Consider the following 21085-nt stretch of genomic DNA (forward strand, 5'->3'; position numbering starts at 1 on the left):
CTACGCCAAGACATCGTTTTCAGGTAGCCTTTCATGAGCAAACCCCACCATCCCGTTACGCCCGCCATCCGTTTTCTGCGCGCGCATAAAATCGAGCACACTGCCATGCAGTATCCCTATGAAGAGCACGGCGGCACGGCGCATTCCGCCGAGTGCCTCGGCATCGACGAACACCAAATCGTGAAAACCATCGTGTTGATTAACGAGCACAAAAAGGGTCTGATTGTGTTGATGCACGGCGACCGCCAAATCTCCACCCGCAACCTTGCCCGCCAGCTAGGCATGAAACACGTGGAGCTGGCCGCGCACGAGCAGGCGCATAAATGGACGGGCTATTTTGTGGGCGGCACCAGCCCCTTCGGCTGCCGCACCGCACTGCCGGTGTATGCCGAACGCAGCATCTGGGATTTGCCGCTGATGTATATCAACGGCGGCGGCCGCGGCCTGTTTGTAACCGTTGCCCCCGCCCCCGCGCTCGCCGCCCTGAACGCGCAGCCGGTGGAAGTGGCGGTGGATTAGCCGCCTTGGTCGCGGTATAAAAGGCTACCTGAAAACGATGTCTTGGCGTAGCCAAGGTTAAGTTTCTGCGAAGCTAAAACGCAAGCTGCAACGCAGTGAAAATAAGTGGTGTGAATTGCTGCAAAGCTAAAGTTTCAGGTAGCCTTAATCTGCTAAAATCCGTTTTTCATCAATCCAAACCACAGTTGCTCAAAATAGAAACCAGGCCGTGCAGTGAACCAACGCCGTATTGTTTCTATTTGGATAACCATAAACACTCGGCAGCCCGAATTTGCTTCAGGCTGCCGCACACCTTTGTCGGTACACTATGAATCTCCCTCTGCCCAAACCCGCGCAAAAGTCCCGCTGGCCGCAGCTTTCCGCTGGCAGCCTGCCTTATTTCCTTGCTTCTGCCCTGCCGGAGAAGCCGCTCAAGCTCGTGCTCACGCCCGATGCCGAAACTGCGCTGCGCCTGCAAACCGCGTGGCGATTCTTCCGCCCGCAAGACAACGCGCTTTTCCTGCCCGATTGGGAAACGCTGCCTTACGAGCGTTTTTCGCCGCATCAGGATTTGGTGTCTGAGCGGCTGTCGGTGCTGTGGCAGCTGAAAAACGGCGTGGCGGACGTGCTGTTTGTGCCCGTTGCCACCGCCATGCAGCAGCTCGCGCCGCCGCCCTTCCTGCTGGGGCGCACGTTTTGGCTGAAAACGGGGCAGACGCTGGATTTAGACAAACTGCGCGAAAATCTGGTGGAAGCCGGCTATTCTGCCGTGTCCAACGTGGTGGCTGGCGGCGAATTTGCCGTGCGCGGCGGGATTGTGGATTTGTTCCCCATCGGCAGCAGCACGCCCTACCGAATTGATTTATTCGACGACGAAATCGACAGCATCAAAACTTTCGATCCCGACACCCAGCGCACCCTTGCCCCCGTGTCTGAAATCCGCCTGCTGCCCGCGCACGAATTCCCCACCGATGCCGATGCGCAAAAAATCTTCCGCACCCGCTTCCGCGAGGAAATCCAAAGCAACCCGAACGAGGCCGCCGTGTATCAAGCCGTGAGCAACGGCCAATTCGGCGCAGGCGTGGAATACTACCTGCCGCTGTTTTTTGAAGACGGCTGCGCCAGCCTGTTCGACTACATCGGCGAAAACGCCCTGGCCGTATGCGTGGGCGAAGTGCACGCCGAAGCCGTGCACTTCGAAGGCGAAATCAAATCGCGTCACGCGCTGGCGCAGGGCGACCCAAGCTATCCGCCGTTGCACCCGCAGCATTTGTATCTTACTGCCGACCGCTTTTCAGGTAGCCTGAAAGCCTACCCGCAAATCTGGCCGGATTTTTCCGCCACCTCGCCCCATACCCTGCCCGATGTGGCGGTAAACCGCCAATCCGAACAACCGCTGGCTGCGTTGCAAGATTTTCAGACAGCCTTTGGCGGCCGCATTCTGCTGTGTGCCGAAAGCGCCGGCCGGCGCGAAACCATGCTCGGCTTCTTTGCCCAGCACGGCCTGAAACCCAAACCCGTGGCCGGCTGGCAGGCATTTTTAGATGACAACGCGCCGCTATGCATTACGGTTACGCCGTTGGCAGAAGGCTTCCAATTGGGCGGGCTACCTGAAAACAGCCAGAATGCCCTTTCAGGTAGCCTGCACCTCGCCGTCATCACCGAATCCGAGCTGTATCAATACGTTGCCCGTTCGCGCGTCCACAGCCGCCGCAAGAAACACGCCGCCGTTTCAGACGGCCTGTTGCGCGACCTTGCCGAAATCAATATCGGCGACCCCGTCGTTCACGAAGAACACGGCATCGGGCGCTATATGGGTTTGGTAACGATGGATTTGGGCGGCGAAACCAACGAAATGATGTTGCTCGAATACGCGGGCGAAGCGCAGCTTTATGTGCCCGTTTCGCAACTGCATTTGATTAGCCGCTACTCCGGCCAGGCGCATGAAAACGTCGCCCTGCACAAGCTTGGCAGCGGCGCGTGGAACAAGGCAAAACGCAAAGCCGCCGAAAAAGCGCGCGACACCGCCGCCGAGTTGCTCAATCTCTACGCCCAACGCGCCGCCCAATCGGGACACAAATTTGAAATCAACGAGTTGGACTATCAGGCGTTTGCTGACGGCTTCGGCTACGAAGAAACCGAAGACCAAGCCGCCGCCATTGCCGCCGTGATTAAAGATTTGACGCAGGCGAAGCCGATGGACCGCCTTGTTTGCGGCGATGTCGGCTTCGGCAAAACCGAAGTCGCCCTGCGCGCCGCGTTTGTGGCGGTGATGGGCGGCAAACAGGTCGCCGTACTCGCCCCGACCACGCTTTTGGTCGAGCAGCACGCGCAAAACTTTGCCGACCGCTTCGCCGATTTCCCCGTGAAAGTCGCCAGCCTTTCGCGTTTCAACAACAGCAAAGCCACCAAAGCCGCACTGGAAGGTATGGCGGACGGCACGGTCGATATCGTTATCGGCACGCACAAATTGGTGCAGGACGACATAAAATTCAAAAACTTAGGTTTAGTCATCATCGACGAAGAACACCGCTTCGGCGTGCGCCAAAAAGAGCAGCTCAAACGCCTGCGCGCCAACGTAGATATCCTTACCATGACCGCCACGCCGATTCCGCGCACCCTCAGCATGGCGCTCGAAGGCCTGCGCGACTTCTCGCTGATTACCACCGCGCCCAGCCGCCGCCTCGCGGTGAAAACCTTTGTCAAACCGTTCAGCGAAGGCAGCGTGCGCGAAGCCGTGTTGCGCGAACTCAAACGCGGCGGGCAAGTATTTTTCCTGCACAATGAAGTGGATACCATCGAAAACATGCGCGAGCGGCTGGAAACTCTACTGCCCGAAGCCCGCATCGGCGTGGCGCACGGGCAACTGCGCGAGCGCGAGCTGGAGCAAGTCATGCGCGACTTCTTGCAGCAAAGATTCAACGTGTTGCTCTGTTCCACCATCATCGAAACCGGCATCGACATTCCCAACGCCAACACCATCATCATCAACCGTGCCGACAAATTCGGACTGGCTCAACTGCACCAGCTTCGCGGGCGCGTCGGCCGCAGCCACCACCAAGCCTACGCCTACCTGCTCACGCCCGAATACATCACCAAAGACGCAGAAAAACGCCTCGACGCCATCGCGGCGGCAGACGAACTCGGCGCAGGTTTCACCCTCGCCATGCAGGATTTGGAAATCCGCGGCGCAGGCGAAATCCTCGGCGAAGGTCAATCCGGCGAAATGATACAGGTCGGCTTTACGCTCTACACCGAAATGCTCAAACAGGCCGTGCGCGACCTCAAAAAAGGCCGCCAGCCCGACCTCGACGCACCGCTGGGCATCACCACCGAAATCAAACTGCACAGCCCCGCCCTGCTGCCCGAAAGCTACTGCCCCGACATCCACGAACGGCTCGTCCTCTACAAACGCCTCGCCGTCTGCGAAACCGTGCAGCAAATCAACGCCATACACGAAGAACTCGTCGACCGCTTCGGCCTGCCCGAACAACCCGTCAAAACCCTCATCGAAAGCCACCACCTGCGGCTCGCTGCAAAAGAATTGGGTATAGACGTCATCGACGCGACCAGCGAAGCCGTTACCGTTACCTTCGGCAAACACCACCAAATCGACCCGACAGAAATCATCCTGCTGATTCAGACGGATAAAAAATACCGGCTGGCCGGGGCGGATAAGCTGAAGTTCACGGCTCAGATGGAGGATGTGGAGATGAGGATTAAGACGGTGAAAAGTGTGTTGAAGACTTTGAAAGAAAGAGTGGTAGCAAAGTAGAGGCTAGTGAATAAAAGGCCGTCTGAAACGATTTTCAGACGGCCTTTTATTATCCAAAATTTGTAGGTCGAATACTTGTATCCGATAAAATCTCCCGTATGAAGCTGTCGGATTCTAGAATCCGACCTACATCTGCTTGGAAAAACTTTTCATGTAGTAGGCAAAAGATTTATGATGCCGATTGGAACAGCAAGCAACAAATGAAATACCGTTGTGGGCATTTCTGACGTAGTTTGGAACAAAATCTAACATTCATTTTTTTACAGGTCTGTGAAATTTCTAATAATCCAGCGTATGTTTATTTTCAAAGGAAATATTATGCCCGAACTCAAAATTTTTAAAGATGAGCCTAATGATGCCGAATATTTGAAATGGAGAGAGAACAACCCTGATGGTTATATATTAAATATAAACAAAGAAGGCAAACCCATTTCTAAATATCCTATGATACATCGTGTACAAGGAATAAAGAGGAAACCATGTATCAGCAATGAGAATGGTAACTACACTACTGAATCAAGCCCTTATTATAAAGCTTGTTCTAATTCCATTCCTGCATTAGAGGCTTATTCTCGGCAGAAATATAATAAACATTTAACCGGATGCGGACATTGTATGGAAGATTACGTCCCCAGCGAATACATTGAAATACCCACTTTTCAGGTAGCCTATCAACAATCTTTGGAAAATGATTTAGATGAACTTAGCCAACGCTTAGAAAACGCCACAACCGAAGAAGCCAAAACCGAAATCCAGCGCCTGATTAACGCCCGCAGAGGTCAAGGCGAATTCAGAAACGGCGTATTGGAACGGTATCCGCAATGCCCCATCAGCGGCGTGGATATGCCTGAATTGCTGATTGCCAGCCATATCAAACCTTGGCGCGACTGCAAGGATGATGAAGAATGGCAACGGCTTGATGCTCGCCCCAAACATTGATGCCTTGTTTGATAGTGGGCTGATTACGTTTGAGCCAGATGGCAAAATCCGTATTAGCAAAAGGCTTTCTGAAAAAAACCTGTTCCGGCTTGGAATCTCTCTTGATGCGGTATTAGAAATCCACCCTGATAGCGAGAAATATTTTGAATGGCATCGAAACAAGGTATTTAAACCATAGAATAGGTGGTAAACGTGGCCAGCATAATCGTCTTCAAGACCGTCTAAAAAGGCTACCTGAAACCACAAATCTCCGTTTCAGGTAGCCTTGTCCAGTGAGGCATCTTCGCTTCCTTGCTGATACCTGCAACAGATTGCCTGCAAATTCCCCCAACACCCGCTTGCTGCTTGGCAGGCGGGTGCTTTTCAGGTAGCCTTTCTCTTTTTCCAAATCCTATTTTCCGCCTGCCATGAACACCGAAAACGAATTGCCCGAAATTGCGCCGCAAACTTTGCCCGATGGGGCGTCTGAGATTGAGCCTGCCGCAATTGAAACGCTTGCCGCAGTGGTGGCTGAGTCGCAGGCTGCCGTGTTGGCTGAAATTCCTGTGCAACCGGCGGCTGATGGCGGTGAGGAGGTTGCCGAGCCGGGACGTAAGTGGCGCGAGGGGCGGATTGTGGATGCTGCGGTGCGGGTGTGGGATGCTGCAGAGCGCACGGGCGTGGCCGATGTGGTGAACAATGGCGACGAGCCGCCTTTGAGCGTGTTTTTGGTGGGCGACCTGTTTGCCGCCACCGACCTTTCCCCCGAGCCGGGCGATGTGTTGCGCGGCGTGTTGCAAAGCCACCCCGTTAGCGGCTATTGGCTGCTCGACAGCGCGGAAGACGCTGCCACGTCCAGCCTGCAGCGGCGCAGCCCGGAAGAAGAAGAGGCGCTGCATAAAGAGCGCAAACAGGCCAAGCGGCAAGATAAATTGGTGAACGGCGAAACTTATGTAGGCAAGGTGGTGCGCTGGAACGAAGAGGAAAAATCGGGCTATATCAAGGTTAAGTCGATTAAAGCGCGGGTGTTTTTCCCGCAATCGGCCTTCGTGTTCCGCGATAAAAGCCCGGCCAACCACCAGCAGGTGAGCTTTGTGCTGGGGCGGCGGCGCGGCGAGTGGGTGGCCACCCGTGTGATTCCGCAAGGCTATGAACTGGGCTGGGCCGACCGTGAAAGCCCTTCTTCCGGCACGATTTTGGGCGGCGGTTTCAGCGAAAGTCTGCTCGGCGGCACGTTTATCCTGCTGTTCCTTGCCGCCGTGTCCTTTATTTCCCTGCCTCTGGCTGCGGCCTATTTGCTGGCCAGCTGCCTGCTGCTTATTCTCTACCGTACGGACAAGCGCAGCGCCCAAAGCGGCCGCACCCGAGTGCCCGATGGCGTGCTGCACCTGTTGGCCATGCTCGGCGGCTGGCCCGGCGGCCTGTTGGCGCAGATGCGTTATCAGCAGCACACCGTGAATATCCGCTTTGTGCGCGCTTTTTGGTTCAGCGTGGCGCTCAACGCCGTGGGCACTTATGCTTTGCTGGTGTACTTTATCGGTTCGCCTGCGTTTGCCTTCCTGAAAAACTAGCCGCATGAACAGCTACTGCGCCCTTGCTAACGGCCTGCCTGCCGACAGCCCCGACCCCAACAAGCATTATCACGACCGTCTCTACGGTTTCCCCATCGAGGACGACAACGAACTCTTCGGTCGCCTGCTGCTCGAAATCAACCAAGCCGGCTTGAGCTGGACGCTGATTTTGCAACGCGCCGCCGGCCTGCGCGCTGCCTACGCCGGTTTCGACATCGCCGCCGTGGCCGCCTTCGGTGAAGCCGACCGCCAACGCCTGCTGGCCGACGCGAAAGTGATCCGCAACCGCCTGAAAATCAATGCCGCCATCCACAATGCGCAGCAAATCTTGCAGCTGCAACAGGCATTCGGTTCGTTCAAAAACTGGCTTGACGACCACCACCCGCAGCCGCTGGCCGATTGGGTGAAGCTGTTTCGCCGTACCTTCAAATTTACCGGCCCCGAAATCGTGCGCGAATTTTTGGTGAGCACAGGCTACCTGAAAGGCGCGCACAGCGAAGACTGCCCCACCGCCGCCCGCGCTGCTGCTGCCAACCCGCCATGGTTACGGGGCTGAGGCGGTTTAGCAATAAGAGAAAGGCTACCTGAAAATTCAGCTTGGCGAGTTTCTGCGAAGCTAAGATTTCAGGTAGCCTTTTTGTTTAGGCTGTGGGCGATAGCTTATGTGGCGGGGTGGGGGGTGGCGTGATTATCCCGTTGTTTGGTTTGCCGGTTCTTTCGAATTTTCAGGTAGCCTTGAACGGCAGGGTTGTGCTGTACCCGATGGTTTGAACTTCGTTGAAGTTATGTTTTCAGGTAGCCTCAATTGTCAGCTTGCGGTGTTGTTTCCGGCAGCCCTTCGTTTCCGCCGGATGGCGGTTGGGGAGGGTGGTGCTGGAAGAGGCCTTGTTCGGTAATCGTCCAGAGGGCGGCGTCGGTGTGCATGGCTTTGAGGGCGTTGTTGGTCCAGGTGTTGCAGGTGTAAAAGAGGTTGTAGCTGCCGACGGCTTCGTAGAAGGCGTCGTTTTCGCCGTAGACCATGTTGGTGGGGATGGGGAGGGTGCGGCCGTTTTGCCATTGCAGGCTTTGGCGGATGTAGGAAACGAGGCGGCGGTATTGGGCGCGGCTGATGCGGATGGGGGCGCAGCGGGTGCAGCCTTCGAGGCTGTGGTAGTAGGTGGCGTGGACGGCGTTGCTGGATAGGCCGGTGGCGGCTTTGAGGGCGGTGCTGGGGCGGAGGTCGGCCCAGGTGGGTGTGGTGAGGTAGAAGTTTTTGTCACCCAGCCCGATGGCGAGCCAGGGGGCGTATTCTTGGCTGCGGGTGTGCTCGGCGGGGAAGACGGCTCGCCAGTCGGCTTCGCTGCTGAAGGTGGGGACGACGATGTCGGTGTGCACGCCGTTGGAGAGCAGCCATACGGTGATTTCGGGTTCGCCTTCGGGTTCGCCTTCGGGTTGGCCGGGACTTTTGATACGGGGCAGCAGCCAAACGGCGGCGCCGTAGAGCAGGAGGAGGGTGGCCAGGCTGAGGAGGCTGCGGCGGATGAGGCGGGAAAGTTTGGGCATGGTGGCGTGCGGTTTGGGGCTACCTGAAAGTTTGGGCTTCGCGGGGCTTGGCTTTCAGGTAGCCTTTGCTTATTCGGGCTGGGGCTGGTAGTTATCCAGCAGTTGTTCGATTTGTTGGAGGGAGGTGAGGGGGCGCAGTTGGGTGAAGAGGTGTGCGGCTTGGGGGTGGGCGGTTTTCATCATGCCGAGCCATTGTTTGAGGCGGGCGGCGGGGTAGGGCGTGTCGCCGGCGTGTTCGCGGCAGAGTTGGAAGAACCGGCGTATCCACACGAGGTAGTCGGAGAAACCGGCGGGCTGGGGCGGGAGGCCTTGGTTGTGGCGCTGGATTTGGCGGGCGAGGTCGGGGGTGATGACGGCGCCGCGCCCGAGCATCACATCTTGGCAGCCGCTGGTGCGGCGGATGGCGAGGTAGTCGGCCAGGCTGAATACGTCGCCGTTGGCGATGACGGGGATGCTGAGGGCTTGGCGGATGGGGGCGATTTGCTCCCAATGGGCGGGCGGGCGGTAGCCTTCGATTTTGGTGCGGGCGTGTACGGCCAGCGCGGAGGCGCCGCCTTGGGCGATGGCTTGGGCGCATTCGAGGGCGAGTGAGCCGTCTTCGTAGCCGAGGCGCATTTTGGCGGTGAGGGGGATGTTTTCAGGTAGCCTTTGGCGCACGGTGGAGACGATTTGGCGGATGCGTTCGGGCTCGCGCAGGAGGATGGCGCCGCCTTGGTGTTTGTTGACGGTGGGGGCGGGGCAGCCGAAGTTGAGGTCGATTTTTTGCGCGCCTGCGGCCACGGCGGCTTGGGCATTGGCGGCCATGCTGTCGGGGTCGCTGCCGAGCAGCTGGAGGGTGCAGGGGGTACCGGCGTGGGTGAGGCAGCCGTGATCGATTTCGGGCATGTGCCGCCGCCAGGTGGCGCGGGAGTGCAGGGTGTGGGTGATGCGGACGAATTCGGTAACGCATTCGCTGTAGCCGCCGATGTCGGTGAGCAGGCGGCGCATGACCGGGTCAAGCAGACCCTGCATGGGGGCTAAAACCAAACAGCCTTCTTCTTTTGAAACATTCATTTAATTGTTTTTAATGTATTTTATGGCAGCCTGAAAGCCTTAGTTAGTAGTTTACAGGCTATCTTATATGCAGTTTCTTAATTCATTATATGCTTAATCATTATTCATCAGGTGTCCAACATACTCTTTCTTTTAAATTTGCATAATACTCCTGTTTGCTATTTATTTTGGTAAATACGGGTGGCTCTGGGCTAATAACCTCAACATATGATTCCATAAAAAAGAAAACATATAGTCTTTCATAATCTTTTAATGGGAAATAGTGGTCTTCAACAACCCATTCAGTATATTTTTTATCAATAACTTCAAAAAAACGTTCTCCTTGCATAAATAATGGGTGCACATTTCCACGAGTTGGTGCAACCATTTCATGGAATGTATTGATTTTATATGATTCATCTGTCCTTTGAAAATGAATAGCCCAATCGATAGATATTTCTGTTAAATCATTTCTATCGTCATCACTTGAAAATAAAATACTAATTTTTCCTTCATCCATAAATATTGCTTCTAGCCAAAATCCACTTCCTTTTGGAGCATTAATAGATTTAATTGCACTAAACATTATTTATACCTAATTTTAATATTCTCATTATTGCTATGCTGAATTTCCAGTGTGGGAGCACTATTTCCTGAACTATAGTTACGAACATTAACGTTCCTTCCGTCAGGTAATTTCCCTGTAATCGCACCATTAGATCTTACTTGAACATTCTGTACACCCAAGGAATTAAAAACGGCTACTGCATCATTGTAATTTCCTGATTTGTATATTTCTACGTATGCTTGCTGCTTGTACGAGTGCTTCAGCAGGATCAGGATGATAGTAGTCGCTGTTTAAGGTAGGTTTCCCGCCGCTGAATTGTCTACCGCTTCGCGATGTAGGATTGACACGCTCTCTCGTTATATGCCGCTTGTGCCGAACTCCAGTATTGTGGGAGAGCATATCGGTAGATAAGGAGCAAACTTGTTGCCAAAGTGGTATGGCAGCTGGTTCAAAAGTCAGCCTGATATATAGAGGCTACCTGAAAAATTTGTGGTGAAGGTATTCCATGCCATTACCGTTTGTTGGGCTTCGGCAAAATCTGCACGAGTTGTGAGCAACCTGATTTGGCGGCTAGAGGATTTTTTGGCTGCCTTCGAATACTTGAATGCTGTAGTCGCACACGCGGTCGATACAGTTGGGCATGGTGAGGGTGAGGGTGTATTGGCCGCTTTGGCGGGCATACCAGCCAAACATGGGGGAGGCATGGGGATCGGTGTCGGCGATAAGGGTACGGCCGTCGCGCAGCAGGGTGAGGTCAATGTTGTTGCATTGGTGGCTGCAATCGGCGAAGAAGGTGTAGTGTTTGCCGGCACGCAGGTTGATTTGCTGGGGTTTGGATTCGCCTTGAGACAGGCTGCCGCGGAAATGTTCGTGCAGCCGGGCACGGCGGTCTTCTTTACGTACGATTTCGCGGTTCATGCGTTGTGCCTGCGGCAGCCAGTTGTCGGGTGCGGCTTGGGCAGCAGCAGACAATAGCAGAATGGGCAGAAGCGAGATAAAGTGGCGTGTGGGCATGGCGGCGGGAGCTGGCTGAAGGGGAAAATGGCAGGCTACCTGAAATTGGAAGAAGGTGCGATTGAAAATAGCTATGAAAGAATGGCGGCTTGGTAAATGATAGTGTTTGTATGAATTATATTGGCACAAAATTTTATGAATATATTTATTTATTAATTTTTATGCTGAATTAAGAGTAAAGTTGAATGGTTCAGTCGTGTGGGTACTTGACTAGATTAAGATTGCTGATGAGCTGATGTTGAATGTTCTTTTGAACATTCTGTAATAACAAACCGCCCGGGCTATGTGGCTCGGGCGGTTGAACTATGCAAGATTAGCGCATGGGGCGGGTGAAGGTGTCGTATACACGACGGGTACCTTCGAAAGCATGAACAGTGGCTTTACAGCCGTTGGCATCGTCGCAGTCTTTCATGCTCAACACGATGCGGTAGTTGCCGCTGCTGGGAGCTTGGAAAGTGAACAGGGGTTGGTTATCTGGCAGATTGTCGCCGGCTACGCGGGCGCCGTTGGCAGCCATCAGATTCATGTCCATGTTGTTGCAGCTGTCGTCGCAGTCGCCGAAGAAGGTGTAGAACTTACCGGCACGCAGGGTTACGGGCAGGGTGTGGGTGCGGCCTTGCTTCAGAGTAACCGGGCGCAAGAACAGCTCGCGGGCAGCGGGGTCGGCTGTGCTGACTACTTCGCGGTTGGTAGCGTGTTCGCTTTCGAAGTTGTTGGCCAGGGCGGCAGCAGGGGCTGCCAGAGCGGCGATCAGAGCCAGGGTGGTGAGTTTCTGCATGGTGTCTCCTTATTGGTTGATGAGTTGTGCTACTTGGAAAGTTTCACCAAAGGCTACCTGAAAACGGTTTGGCTGTTTCAGGTAGCCTTGGGGGAAAGATTAGCGAATGATACTACGTTGTGAGTCGGCAAGGAAGTCGCGCAATACGGCCAGCTCGGGCGCGGTTTCGGCGGCTTGGGCAATTTGGTTGCGGGCTTCTTCGTACGACAGGCCTTGGCGGTAGAGGGCTTTGTAGGCGTTTTTCACGTTGGTAATCTGCTCGGGGGTGAAGCCGTTGCGGCGCATACCTTCGCTGTTGATGCCGGCGGGCTCGGCGCGGTAGCCGGCGGCCATGAAGTAGGGGGGGACGTCTTTATGTACGCCGGCGGCGAAGGCAGTCATGGCGTAGTTGCCGATTTGGCAGAATTGGAACACGAGGGTGTAGCCGCCTAGGATGACGTAGTCGCCGATGGTAACGTGACCGGCGAGGGAGGCGTTGTTGGCGAAGATGGTGTGGCTGCCGATCACGCAGTCGTGGGCGAGGTGGCAGTAGGCCATAATCCAGTTGTCGTCGCCGATGCGGGTTTCGCCGATGCCGGTTACGGTGCCGAGGTTGAAGGTGGTGAATTCGCGGATGGTGTTGCCGTTGCCGATAATCAGGCGGGTGGGCTCGCCGCGGTATTTTTTGTCTTGCGGTATGGCGCCCAGGCTGGCGAATTGGAAAATGCGGTTGTTTTCGCCGATGGTGGTGTGCCCTTCGATAACGGCGTGCGGGCCAATTTCGCTGCCGGCGCCGATTTGCACGTTCGGGCCGATGATGGTGTAGGCGCCGACTTTAACGCTGCTGTCGAGTTCGGCTTTGGGGTCGATAATCGCGGTGGGGTGGATTAGGGACATGGGGTTTCCTTGTGGCAGCAGGCTTTGCAGGGGTAAGGGGCTACCTGAAAATGGTTTGTGCGAAATGCGGCGGATGGTTTGGCAGAGGCTACCTGAAAAGAGCGTTGTCTAGTTCGCAGGCTTATTTATCCACCGCACGTTTGGCGCACATGATAACGGCTTCGGCGGCGATTTGACCGTCTACGGTGGCAGTGGCTTTGAATTTGCCGATGTCACGTTTGTGGGTGATCACGTCCAGATGAATCTGCACTTGGTCGCCGGGCACGACTTGGCGTTTGAAGCGGGCTTCGTCGATGCCAACGAAAAAGTAGATTTCGTTTTCTTTGCGCTCGCCCCGGCTGAGGATGGCGAGTACGCCGGCGGCCTGTGCCATGGCTTCGATAATCAACACGCCAGGCATCACGGGGAAATCAGGGAAGTGGCCTTGGAAAAACGGTTCGTTTACAGAAACGTTTTTAATGGCAGTGAGGCTTTTTTCTTTTTCAAAACCGATCACGCGATCCAGCAGCAGGAAGGGGTAGCGGTGCGGCAGCAGGCGTTGCAGGGTGCGCACGTCCAGTGGAAGTTCGATATTTTCGATTTGCATGGGTTATTCCTTGTTTTCGGGATAGTTAATTGTGTTTTCCAGTGTTTTTACGCGGCGGTGCAGCTCGTTGAGCCGGCGCAGGTGCACGGCATTTTTCACCCAGTCGCGGTGGGTTTGCAGCGGATAGGAGCTGGCGTAGTAGTCGGGCTGGTTGATGGAGGCGGCCACGAGGGTGCCGCCGCCGATGAAGGTGCGGTCGGCTACGTGGATGTGGCCGACAAACATAGCGGCGCCGCCGATTTGGCAGTAGGCGCCGATGTGGGTGCTGCCGGCAATGCCCACGCAGGCGGCGATGGCGGTGTGGGCGCCAATGTGTACGTTATGGGCGATCTGCACGAGGTTGTCGATTTTAGCGCCCTCGGCAATCACGGTATCTTCGATTGCGCCGCGGTCGATGGTGGTATTGGCGCCGATTTCCACGTCGTTACCGATTTCCACGCCGCCCACCTGCGGGATTTTGTACCAATGGTCTTGCGCCCAAGCATTACCGAAGCCATCGGCACCGATCACGGTGCCGGAGTGGATTTCCACACGCTCACCAAGGCGGCAGCCGGCGTAAACGGTGACGTTGGGGTGCAATACGGTATGCTCGCCGAGCACGCAATTGGCCTCCACCACGCAGTTGGCCAGGATACGGCAGCCTTCGCCCAGCACAACGCAGTCGCCGATATAAACGTTGGCACCAATTTCGCAGCTATCGGGCACGATGGCGCTTGCTTCCACCACGGCACTGGGATGGATGCCGGGATTGGCGGCGGGAGCGGGGTGGAACAGGCGGGCGGTTTGGGCGAAATAGAGTTGCGGGTTGTCGCACACAATCAGATTGCGGCCGGGCAGTTTGTCGGCCAATTTGTGGTGCACAATCAGCGCGCCGGCTTGGCTGGCAAGGGCTTCGGGCAGGTGTTTGGGGTGGGAAACAAAACTGATGTCGCCTTTTTGTGCGGCATGCAGCGGGGCAATACGGCTGATGGCGATATCTTGCCCGGCAAGCGTGCCGCCCAAGGCGGCGATAATGTGGGAAAGCTGTTTCTGCATTTTAACTTCGGTGAAGTTTCGCTTTCAGGTAGCCTGTTTTGCGGCAGGGAGGCCGGAATTTTCAGGTAGCCTTTATTGGTTGTTGAGAGCGCGAATAACTTGGTCGGTGATGTCGAATTTGCTGTTTACGTAGATAACGTCTTGGATAATCAAGTCATAGCCGTCGCGCTGTGCCAGTTCGGTAATCACGCGGTTGGCATTTTGCTGCAGGGCAGCGAACTCTTCGTTGCGGCGCAGGTTGTATTCTTCAGTGAGCTGCGCGGCCTGACGGCGCAAATCCCTATCCAGGGCAATCAGCTGCTGCTCGGTGCGGCGGCGTTCGGCAGGGCTCAGGCGGCCTTGGTCGAGCTGGGTTTTCAGGGCAATGCCTTGATCACGCAGCCGTTGCAAAGCCTGCTGGCGCGCGCCGAATTCGTTTTGCAGGGTGGTTTGGATACGCTGCGCCTGGGTAGACTGCTGATACACGCGCTCGGTATCGATAAACCCCAGCTTTTGTACGCTGTCGGCAGCAGCATGCGATGCGATCAGCATCGCAGCAGCTGCCGCTGCCATACGGGGAAGATTAAGCTTCATCATCTACTTTCCTTAGAAAGTCGTGCCCAATTGGAATTGGAAACGTTGGATTTGGTCGTTATCCCGCCGGCGCATCGGGTGGGCAAAACTGAATTTCATCGGGCCTAGCGGCGACAGCCAAGTCAGTGCTGCACCCACGGAATAGCGCAACTCGTTGCTGAAGGTAGAGCGGTGGTCTTGGCTGTAGTAGCCGTTGGTGCCGTAGGGGTTGGCAGAGCTGTAGGCACCTGTATTGTAGGTTTTGCCATCCCACACGCTGCCGGCATCGGCAAACACGCTCAGGCGCACGGAGCGCTGGTCTTTCACGCCGGGGAAGGGGAAGAGCAGTTCGGCGGAGGCATAGGCTTTATAGGTGCCGCCGTAATTAACGATATTGCGAGAGTTGCCGTAAATCTCGTACACCTTCGGGCCTAAAGAGCCGCTTTCGTAGCCACGCACGGAGCCCAAACCGCCACCATAGAAGTTGTTGAAGAAGGGAACGGAGGAGGTGCCCCCGTAGGAGCCGGCATAGCCCACTTCGCCGCCCAGCATCAGGGTGAAGCTCTTGCTTAAGGGGAAGAACCAGCGTTGGTCGTGGGTAAGGATGTAGTATTTCAAATCACCGCCGGGCAAGCCGAGGTCGGCATTGACGCTGGTGGTGTAGCCGCGGGTCGGCCACAGCGCGTCATCGGTTTTGTTGCGTCCCCAGCCGATATTGCCTTTGAGAATCCAGTTTTTCTCACCATGTTCTTGGAGGAACTGGCGGTAGCGGTAAGGTTGATAATTTACGTCGCCATGCAGCTTCACGTTCAGGTGTTCCACGGCGAGGCCGAAGTTTACGCGGTCGTATTCGGTAACCGGCACACCCATACGCGCACCCAAGCCGATACGGGTGGTTTCGTAGTTGTTGGAGCTAGAGCTGGAGCTGGATTTGTAGGGCATGAAGCCGCGATAGTAGATGTCGTAGCCCAAGCTCACGCCATCGGGGGTGAAGTAGGGGTCGGTAAACGACAGGGATGCGGTATTTTGGGTTTTGCCGCGTGCAATGCGGAAGTTGGCGGATTTGCCCGTGCCAAACAGATTGTCTTGTGCCACACCGGCAGAGAGCACCAAACCGGTGTCTTGTACCCAACCGGCAGCCACTTCCACCGAGCCGGTAGAGCGTTCTTTCACGGATACATCCACATCCACTTGGTCGGGCGTATCGGGCAGCGGGCGGGTTTCCACTTTCACGTCGTCGAAATAGCCCAAGAGCTGGATGCGGTCTTTAGAGCGGTTAAGCTTGGCCGAATCGTAGGGGGCTGCTTCGGTTTGGCGCATTTCGCGGCGGATAACGGCATCACGGGTTTTGTTGTTGCCGGAAATATGGATTTGGTTCACATAGTATTTGCGGCCGGGATTTACCGTTAGCACGAAATCCACGGTGTGATTGGCCTGGTCGGGCTGTGGCTGCACGCCCACTTGAGCCAGCGCATAGCCAGCCTGACCCATACGGTCTTGGATAGCTTGCAGGCTTTCTACCATCTGTGAACGGTTGTAGCGGCGGCCTTCGCGCATTTTCAGCAGGGCTTCCAACTCTTCGCGCGGCACTTCGCGGGTGTCGCCTTCGATGCGCACTTTGCCCCAGTGGTAACGTTCGCCTTCGTGTACTTTAATCCACAGCGTCTGTTCGGTACGGTCGGCGTTGTAGCGCACATCGGCGTCCTGTACCCGGCCTTCAAAGAAGCCTTCGTTTTGGTAGAAATCGGTGATGGATTGCAGGTCTTGACGGAATTTTTCGTCGGAGAAACGGTCGTCTTTGGAGAGCCAGCTCAACATACCGTGGCGATCCATCTGCATTTGACGGCGCAGAGTACGGTTGGAGAAGTGCTGGTTGCCTTCAAAGTCAATTTCTTTGATGTGGGTGGTAGGGCCTTCGTCGATTTTCAGCGTGATGTCCACGCGGTTACGCGAGAGGCGGGAAATCTCGGGGGTGATGGTGGCGGAGAGTTTGCCTTGGTTGGCATATTCCTGCTGCAGGCCGGCCACGGCTTGGTTTAGGATCGCTTGGTTGAATGGCTGCGATTGGCCCAGGCCGAAGCTGTCGAGATTTTTCTTGATCGCGTCGCTGGGCAGGGTTTTGCCGCCGGTAACGGTGAGCGTGTTGATGATGGGGCGTTCCACTACGGTTAGCAACACTTGGTTGCCCATAGTTTCCACGCGCACGTCGTCGAACAGGCCGGTGGCATAGAGGTTTTTGATGATTTGTTCGCCTTCGCCATCAGTGAAGGTGCTGCCCACTTTAACCGGCAGGTGGCCCAATACAGTGGAAGGGTCGGTGCGCTGCAGGCCCTCGATGCGGATATCTTGGATGGTAAACGGTGCGGCGGCCAGCGCCCAAGAAGACAATCCGGCTGCAAACAAAGAGAAGGTAAGTTTGTTCAGTTTCATGCTTTATCCCAATAAACGGGTGATATCGTTGAAAAAAGCCAGCAGCATCAGCATCAGCATTAGGGAGAGGCCGAGGCGCAATCCCCACATTTGCACATTGGTGCTAACGGGCTTGCCGCGAATCCATTCGGCGGCATAATACATTAAATGGCCGCCATCTAAAACAGGAATCGGCAGTAAATTCAAAATCCCCAGGCTGATGCTCACTACGGCGAGGAATTCCAAATAATCCTGAATACCGGCGGAGGCGGTTTTGCCGGCATAGCTGGCGATGGTGATCGGCCCGGAAATGTGACTTACGGAAGCCTGGCCGGTGAGCAGGCGGGCAAACAGGCGGCCGGTGAGTGCGGTGTAGGAAGACACGCGCTGCATGCCCATTTCGGCGGCGCCCAGCCAGGTGGGCCGGTAGCGGTAGGTGGAGCGATCCATCCATTGCCGGTCGACTTCAGCTTCAAAACCGGCATAGCCGTAGCGTTCGCCGTTGCGGTCTTCACGACTGTCGGGGCGCAAGGCTAGCTGAAGCGGTTTGCCGCCGCGCAAAATATCGATTGTCAGTTTGTCTTGCGGGTGTTGGCGGATGGTGGTGGTTAAATCCGGCCAAGTGTGTACGATTTGCCCGTTCACGGCCGCCACGCGGTCGCCTTTGCGCAAACCGGCGCGTTCGGCAGGTGAGCCGGGCTGGATAGAGGCGAGAGTGGTGTTCAGGCGCAGGGCGGTGATGCCGAACCAGCCGCCGCGTTTGGCCACGGCTTCCGCTTCCGGCGTGCCGGCGGCATCGATGGTGCGTGTGGTTTGGCTGCCGTTGGCTTCGCGCACGGCTACCTGAACCTTGCCGGCTTCCAAATTCAGGATGATTTCCGATTGTGCGTCGCCCCAAGTGAGCACCTGCTTGCCGTTTACAGCGGTGATGGTGTCGCCCGGCTGAAAGCCTACTTTGGCGGCCAGCGTGTCGGGCATCACCATGCCCACCATCGGGCGCACTTCCTGCACGCCGAAATAGCCGAAGGAGAAGGTGTAGAGCAGCACGGCCAGCGCCAGATTGGTGAGCGGGCCGGCGGCTACCACCAACATGCGTTTGAATGGGTGTTGCTTGTCGAAGGCGTAGGGCAGGTCGGCCTCGACCACATCGCCCTCACGGGTGTCGACCATTTTCACATAGCCGCCCAGCGGAATCGGCGCCAAGCACCATTCGATATTGCGCCAGCGCTTATTGAAAAAAGGCTTGCCGAAGCCCACGGAAAAGCGCAGCACTTTGATGCCGCACCAGCGCGCCACCAGCAAATGCCCCAGCTCGTGCAGGCTGACCAAAATCAGGATGGCAACGATAAACGCGCCGAGTGTGTGCAAAAGAAACAAACTAAGAAGCTCCTTGAAGCAGGCGAATCGGAGAAGGCTACCTGAAAAATGGCAGCGAAGGGCCAATCGGTATTTTCAGGTAGCCTCAGCCGCCAATCGGCTGCAGGAAGAAAAACGTAATTGTAATGGAAACAGAGGTTCCCGACAAAGCCTGCGCCCATGGTTAAGGCGCCTCATTTCTGCCTGCCGTGTTGGCTTGCCTTGCCGTATTTGCCGCATTATTCATGCGGCTTACTGCCTGGCATGGAAAAGATGTTCAGCGATGCGCCACCTGCCGCACAAAAGCTTCTGCAGCGCGTCGGGCGGCGGCATCCAAATCCAGCAGGCCTTCCAGGCTGTGGTGGCTACCTGAAAAATCCAGCTCCAGGCAATGCTGCACCGTGTGTGCGATGTCGGTAAAGCGGATGCGGTCGGCCAAAAAGGCGGCCACGGCGATTTCGTTGGCGGCATTGAGCACGCAGGGCACGCCGCCGTCGGCCTGCATGGCTTGATAGGCCAGCTCCAAGCAGGGGAAACGGCGGTAGTCGGGTGTTTCAAAGGTGAGCGCGGAGAGGGCGGCGAAATCCAGCGGCGGCACGCCGGAGGCGATGCGTTCGGGCAGGCCGAGGCAGTAGGCGATGGGCGTGCGCATATCGGGCGTGCCCATTTGCGCCAGCACCGAGCCGTCGGCATATCGCACCATGCTGTGCACCACGCTTTGCGGGTGGATAACGGTTTCCAGTTTCTCCGGCGGGCAGTTAAACAGCCAGTGCGCTTCAATCAGCTCCAGGCCCTTGTTCATCATGGTGGCGCTGTCTACCGAAATTTTGCGCCCCATCTGCCAGTTGGGATGTTTTACCGCCTGCTCGGGCGTGATGGCGTGGAAATCGGCCAAGTCGGTGTGTAGGAAGGGGCCGCCGGAAGCGGTGAGGATGATGGATTGCACGCCGTTATGTTTCAGGTAGCCTTTTTCCGGCGGCAACACTTGGTAGATGGCGTTGTGTTCGCTGTCTACCGGCAGGATGCGGGCGCCGGATTGGGCGGTGGTTTGCATGAATAGGCTACCTGAAACCACCAGCGTTTCTTTGTTGGCCAGGTAGATGGTTTTGCCGGCGCGGGCGGCGGCCAAGGTGGGCGGCAGGCCGGCGGCGCCGACGATGGCGGCCATCACGCCGTCGGTTTCTGGCGCGGCAGCAATGTCGCACAAGGCTTGTTCGCCGTGCAGCACTTCGGTGTGGCAGTCGGCCGCAGTCAGGTGCGCGCGCAGTTCGGCGGCTTGCGCTTCATTGGCGGTTACGGCGTATTGCGGACGGAAGGCAATGCATTGTTCGGCCAGTTTGGCGGTTTGGCTGTGGCCGCTGAGGGCGAAGATACGGAAGCGTTCAGGATGGCGGGCAACCACGTCGAGCGTGCTGGTGCCGATGCTGCCGGTGCTGCCGAGGATGGTGAGGGATTGGGTCATGGTTGGTGTGTTTCGGGTAGCTTTTTGTGCTTATAGTGATTCATTTTAAACCAACGTTGCGTTGGCTTGTTGCCTAACTCTGCTTAAACTTAATCCACGGTATGCGGAAGGGCAGGGGCAGATTTATGTTTCAGGTAGCCTTTAATGCCGGCGGCAGGCTACCTGAAAATGTTGGGGGAAACAAGCCGGGTTTGCAAAGGCCTCGGCTTGCTAGGCATGGCGGCTGCGGAGAAATGCTGTTAAGCCGCCCACAATATGCAACGGCAGCGGAAAGGCGGTTTCCGGCTGCCGTTTGGTTTGCTGCTTTAGGAACGATATTGCGTCATCAGTTCGCAGTAGTTTGGGTAGTGTTCTTTGCTCACAAAGCCGCGGATCAGGCTCATGGTTTGGTAGATGCCGCGCCGTTTGGCATTTTCGTCCCAACAGCCGATGTGCTGGGAGTTGTCGAAGTCGAACCAGTATTTGGTGAGCAGCCACACGTTTAAGCCGAGCTCGCGCAGGGCTTCGTCGTCGGCTTCGATGATGCCTTTTTCGCGCAGTTCGGTGAAGATTTTCACCAGAAGCGGGGAAATCTTCACATGGGTGAATTCGTTGTGTTCGCCCAAAAGCTGCTTGCTGCGGACGAGTAGGGTGTTTACGTCGCTGAATAAGAAACGGTATTCCCACAGGATGTCGTACACGCCCTGCAGATATTCGCCCATTTTGGCCATGCTGTCGGGCAGTTCGGTTTGGCGGATGTAGTCGAGCAGTTTGTTGCTGTAGCGCTGGAACAGCTGAACGATGATTTCGTCTTTATTGCGAAAGTGGTAATACAGATTGCCGGGGCTGATGCCGAGGCGCTGGGAGATGTGGTTGGTGCTGATGTTGCGCTCACCCTCTTCGTTGAACAGTTGGAGGCTGATGTTGATGATTCGGTTGTAGGTGTTGGGTTTGCCGGGCTTCCTGGGCATGGGTTGTCTCCTTGGCTGCAACGTAAATTCTGCCTATGCGAGAGGCTACCTGAAAAATGAGATAGCGGAATTTTAATACATTATCGATTATATTGCTTTATGGCTATCGCACTTATTCCCCATGCAGCCTTGCTGCGCTGCCGGCTAGGAGGAAATAAGTGCT

General features: G+C 56.0%; 19 protein-coding genes. 6 read left to right on the top strand and 13 right to left on the bottom strand.

All coding sequences use genetic code 11. The annotated features are described in order from the left end of the window. Positions 1 to 33 precede the first annotated feature (33 nt). From HMPREF2796_RS04630 to HMPREF2796_RS04650, 6 genes are all read left to right on the top strand, one after another. Complete coding sequence (locus HMPREF2796_RS04630) at positions 34 to 519, top strand: YbaK/EbsC family protein (RefSeq protein WP_070631340.1); 486 nt, start codon at positions 34 to 36, stop codon at positions 517 to 519. A gap of 307 nt (positions 520 to 826) precedes the next feature. Beyond that, a complete protein-coding gene (gene mfd / locus HMPREF2796_RS04635; protein ID WP_070631342.1) occupies positions 827 to 4273 on the top strand; it encodes a transcription-repair coupling factor in 3447 nt (1148 codons plus the stop codon). Positions 4274 to 4591: 318 nt separating this feature from the next. Next, the gene (locus tag HMPREF2796_RS04640) at positions 4592 to 5212 is read left to right on the top strand and encodes an HNH endonuclease signature motif containing protein (RefSeq protein WP_246826838.1); all 621 of its coding nucleotides are present in this window, start codon (positions 4592 to 4594) and stop codon (positions 5210 to 5212) included. Then, a complete protein-coding gene (locus tag HMPREF2796_RS11675) occupies positions 5193 to 5390 on the top strand; it encodes a hypothetical protein (protein ID WP_246826837.1) in 198 nt (65 codons plus the stop codon). The genes HMPREF2796_RS04640 and HMPREF2796_RS11675 overlap by 20 nt, the downstream gene beginning before the upstream one ends. Before the next feature lie 229 nt (positions 5391 to 5619). After that, complete coding sequence (locus HMPREF2796_RS04645) at positions 5620 to 6762, top strand: DUF1294 domain-containing protein (protein ID WP_070631343.1); 1143 nt, start codon at positions 5620 to 5622, stop codon at positions 6760 to 6762. Positions 6763 to 6766: 4 nt separating this feature from the next. Further along, positions 6767 to 7318, top strand: a complete 552-nt coding sequence (locus tag HMPREF2796_RS04650) for a DNA-3-methyladenine glycosylase I (protein ID WP_070631346.1) — start codon at positions 6767 to 6769, stop codon at positions 7316 to 7318. A gap of 245 nt (positions 7319 to 7563) precedes the next feature. Here the strand turns inward: HMPREF2796_RS04650 and HMPREF2796_RS04655 are convergent, their stop codons facing one another. The 13 genes from HMPREF2796_RS04655 to HMPREF2796_RS04715 all read right to left on the bottom strand — a co-directional run bounded on the left by HMPREF2796_RS04655 (position 7564) and on the right by HMPREF2796_RS04715 (position 20922). After that, entirely contained in the window at positions 7564 to 8304 is a 741-nt protein-coding gene (locus HMPREF2796_RS04655) for a TIGR02117 family protein (protein WP_070631348.1), read from the bottom strand. Between the two features lie 69 nt (positions 8305 to 8373). Then, on the bottom strand, positions 8374 to 9357 hold the full coding sequence (locus HMPREF2796_RS04660; RefSeq protein ID WP_070631350.1) for a tRNA dihydrouridine synthase: 984 nt from the start codon (positions 9355 to 9357) through the stop codon (positions 8374 to 8376). 100 nt (positions 9358 to 9457) lie between these two features. Beyond that, positions 9458 to 9922 carry a hypothetical protein gene (locus HMPREF2796_RS04665; protein WP_070631352.1) on the bottom strand — a complete coding sequence of 155 codons (465 nt, stop codon included), beginning with the start codon at positions 9920 to 9922 and terminating at the stop codon, positions 9458 to 9460. Between the two features lie 552 nt (positions 9923 to 10474). After that, positions 10475 to 10918 carry a hypothetical protein gene (locus HMPREF2796_RS04670; protein ID WP_070631354.1) on the bottom strand — a complete coding sequence of 148 codons (444 nt, stop codon included), beginning with the start codon at positions 10916 to 10918 and terminating at the stop codon, positions 10475 to 10477. 313 nt (positions 10919 to 11231) lie between these two features. Continuing rightward, a complete protein-coding gene (locus tag HMPREF2796_RS04675) occupies positions 11232 to 11696 on the bottom strand; it encodes a hypothetical protein (protein ID WP_064083579.1) in 465 nt (154 codons plus the stop codon). 99 nt (positions 11697 to 11795) lie between these two features. Further along, entirely contained in the window at positions 11796 to 12572 is a 777-nt protein-coding gene (gene lpxA, locus HMPREF2796_RS04680; RefSeq protein WP_067442799.1) for an acyl-ACP--UDP-N-acetylglucosamine O-acyltransferase, read from the bottom strand. Between the two features lie 121 nt (positions 12573 to 12693). Next, entirely contained in the window at positions 12694 to 13158 is a 465-nt protein-coding gene (fabZ, locus tag HMPREF2796_RS04685) for a 3-hydroxyacyl-ACP dehydratase FabZ (RefSeq protein ID WP_023887998.1), read from the bottom strand. A 3-nt stretch (positions 13159 to 13161) separates the two neighbouring features. Further along, complete coding sequence (gene lpxD / locus HMPREF2796_RS04690; RefSeq protein WP_070631355.1) at positions 13162 to 14193, bottom strand: UDP-3-O-(3-hydroxymyristoyl)glucosamine N-acyltransferase; 1032 nt, start codon at positions 14191 to 14193, stop codon at positions 13162 to 13164. A gap of 72 nt (positions 14194 to 14265) precedes the next feature. Then, positions 14266 to 14769, bottom strand: coding sequence for an OmpH/Skp family outer membrane protein (locus HMPREF2796_RS04695; RefSeq protein WP_064083577.1), 504 nt, complete (start codon positions 14767 to 14769; stop codon positions 14266 to 14268). Between the two features lie 9 nt (positions 14770 to 14778). Beyond that, a complete protein-coding gene (gene bamA, locus HMPREF2796_RS04700; protein ID WP_070631358.1) occupies positions 14779 to 17175 on the bottom strand; it encodes an outer membrane protein assembly factor BamA in 2397 nt (798 codons plus the stop codon). Between the two features lie 3 nt (positions 17176 to 17178). Next, on the bottom strand, positions 17179 to 18522 hold the full coding sequence (gene rseP / locus HMPREF2796_RS04705) for an RIP metalloprotease RseP (protein ID WP_070631417.1): 1344 nt from the start codon (positions 18520 to 18522) through the stop codon (positions 17179 to 17181). A gap of 265 nt (positions 18523 to 18787) precedes the next feature. Beyond that, positions 18788 to 19972, bottom strand: a complete 1185-nt coding sequence (gene ispC, locus HMPREF2796_RS04710) for a 1-deoxy-D-xylulose-5-phosphate reductoisomerase (protein WP_070631360.1) — start codon at positions 19970 to 19972, stop codon at positions 18788 to 18790. Between the two features lie 305 nt (positions 19973 to 20277). Continuing rightward, complete coding sequence (locus tag HMPREF2796_RS04715) at positions 20278 to 20922, bottom strand: TetR/AcrR family transcriptional regulator (protein WP_070631363.1); 645 nt, start codon at positions 20920 to 20922, stop codon at positions 20278 to 20280. Between the last annotated feature and the right edge of the window lie 163 nt (positions 20923 to 21085).

This window comes from Eikenella sp. HMSC071B05 (genome assembly GCF_001811325.1).
In the GTDB taxonomy this organism is placed as follows: domain Bacteria; phylum Pseudomonadota; class Gammaproteobacteria; order Burkholderiales; family Neisseriaceae; genus Eikenella; species Eikenella corrodens.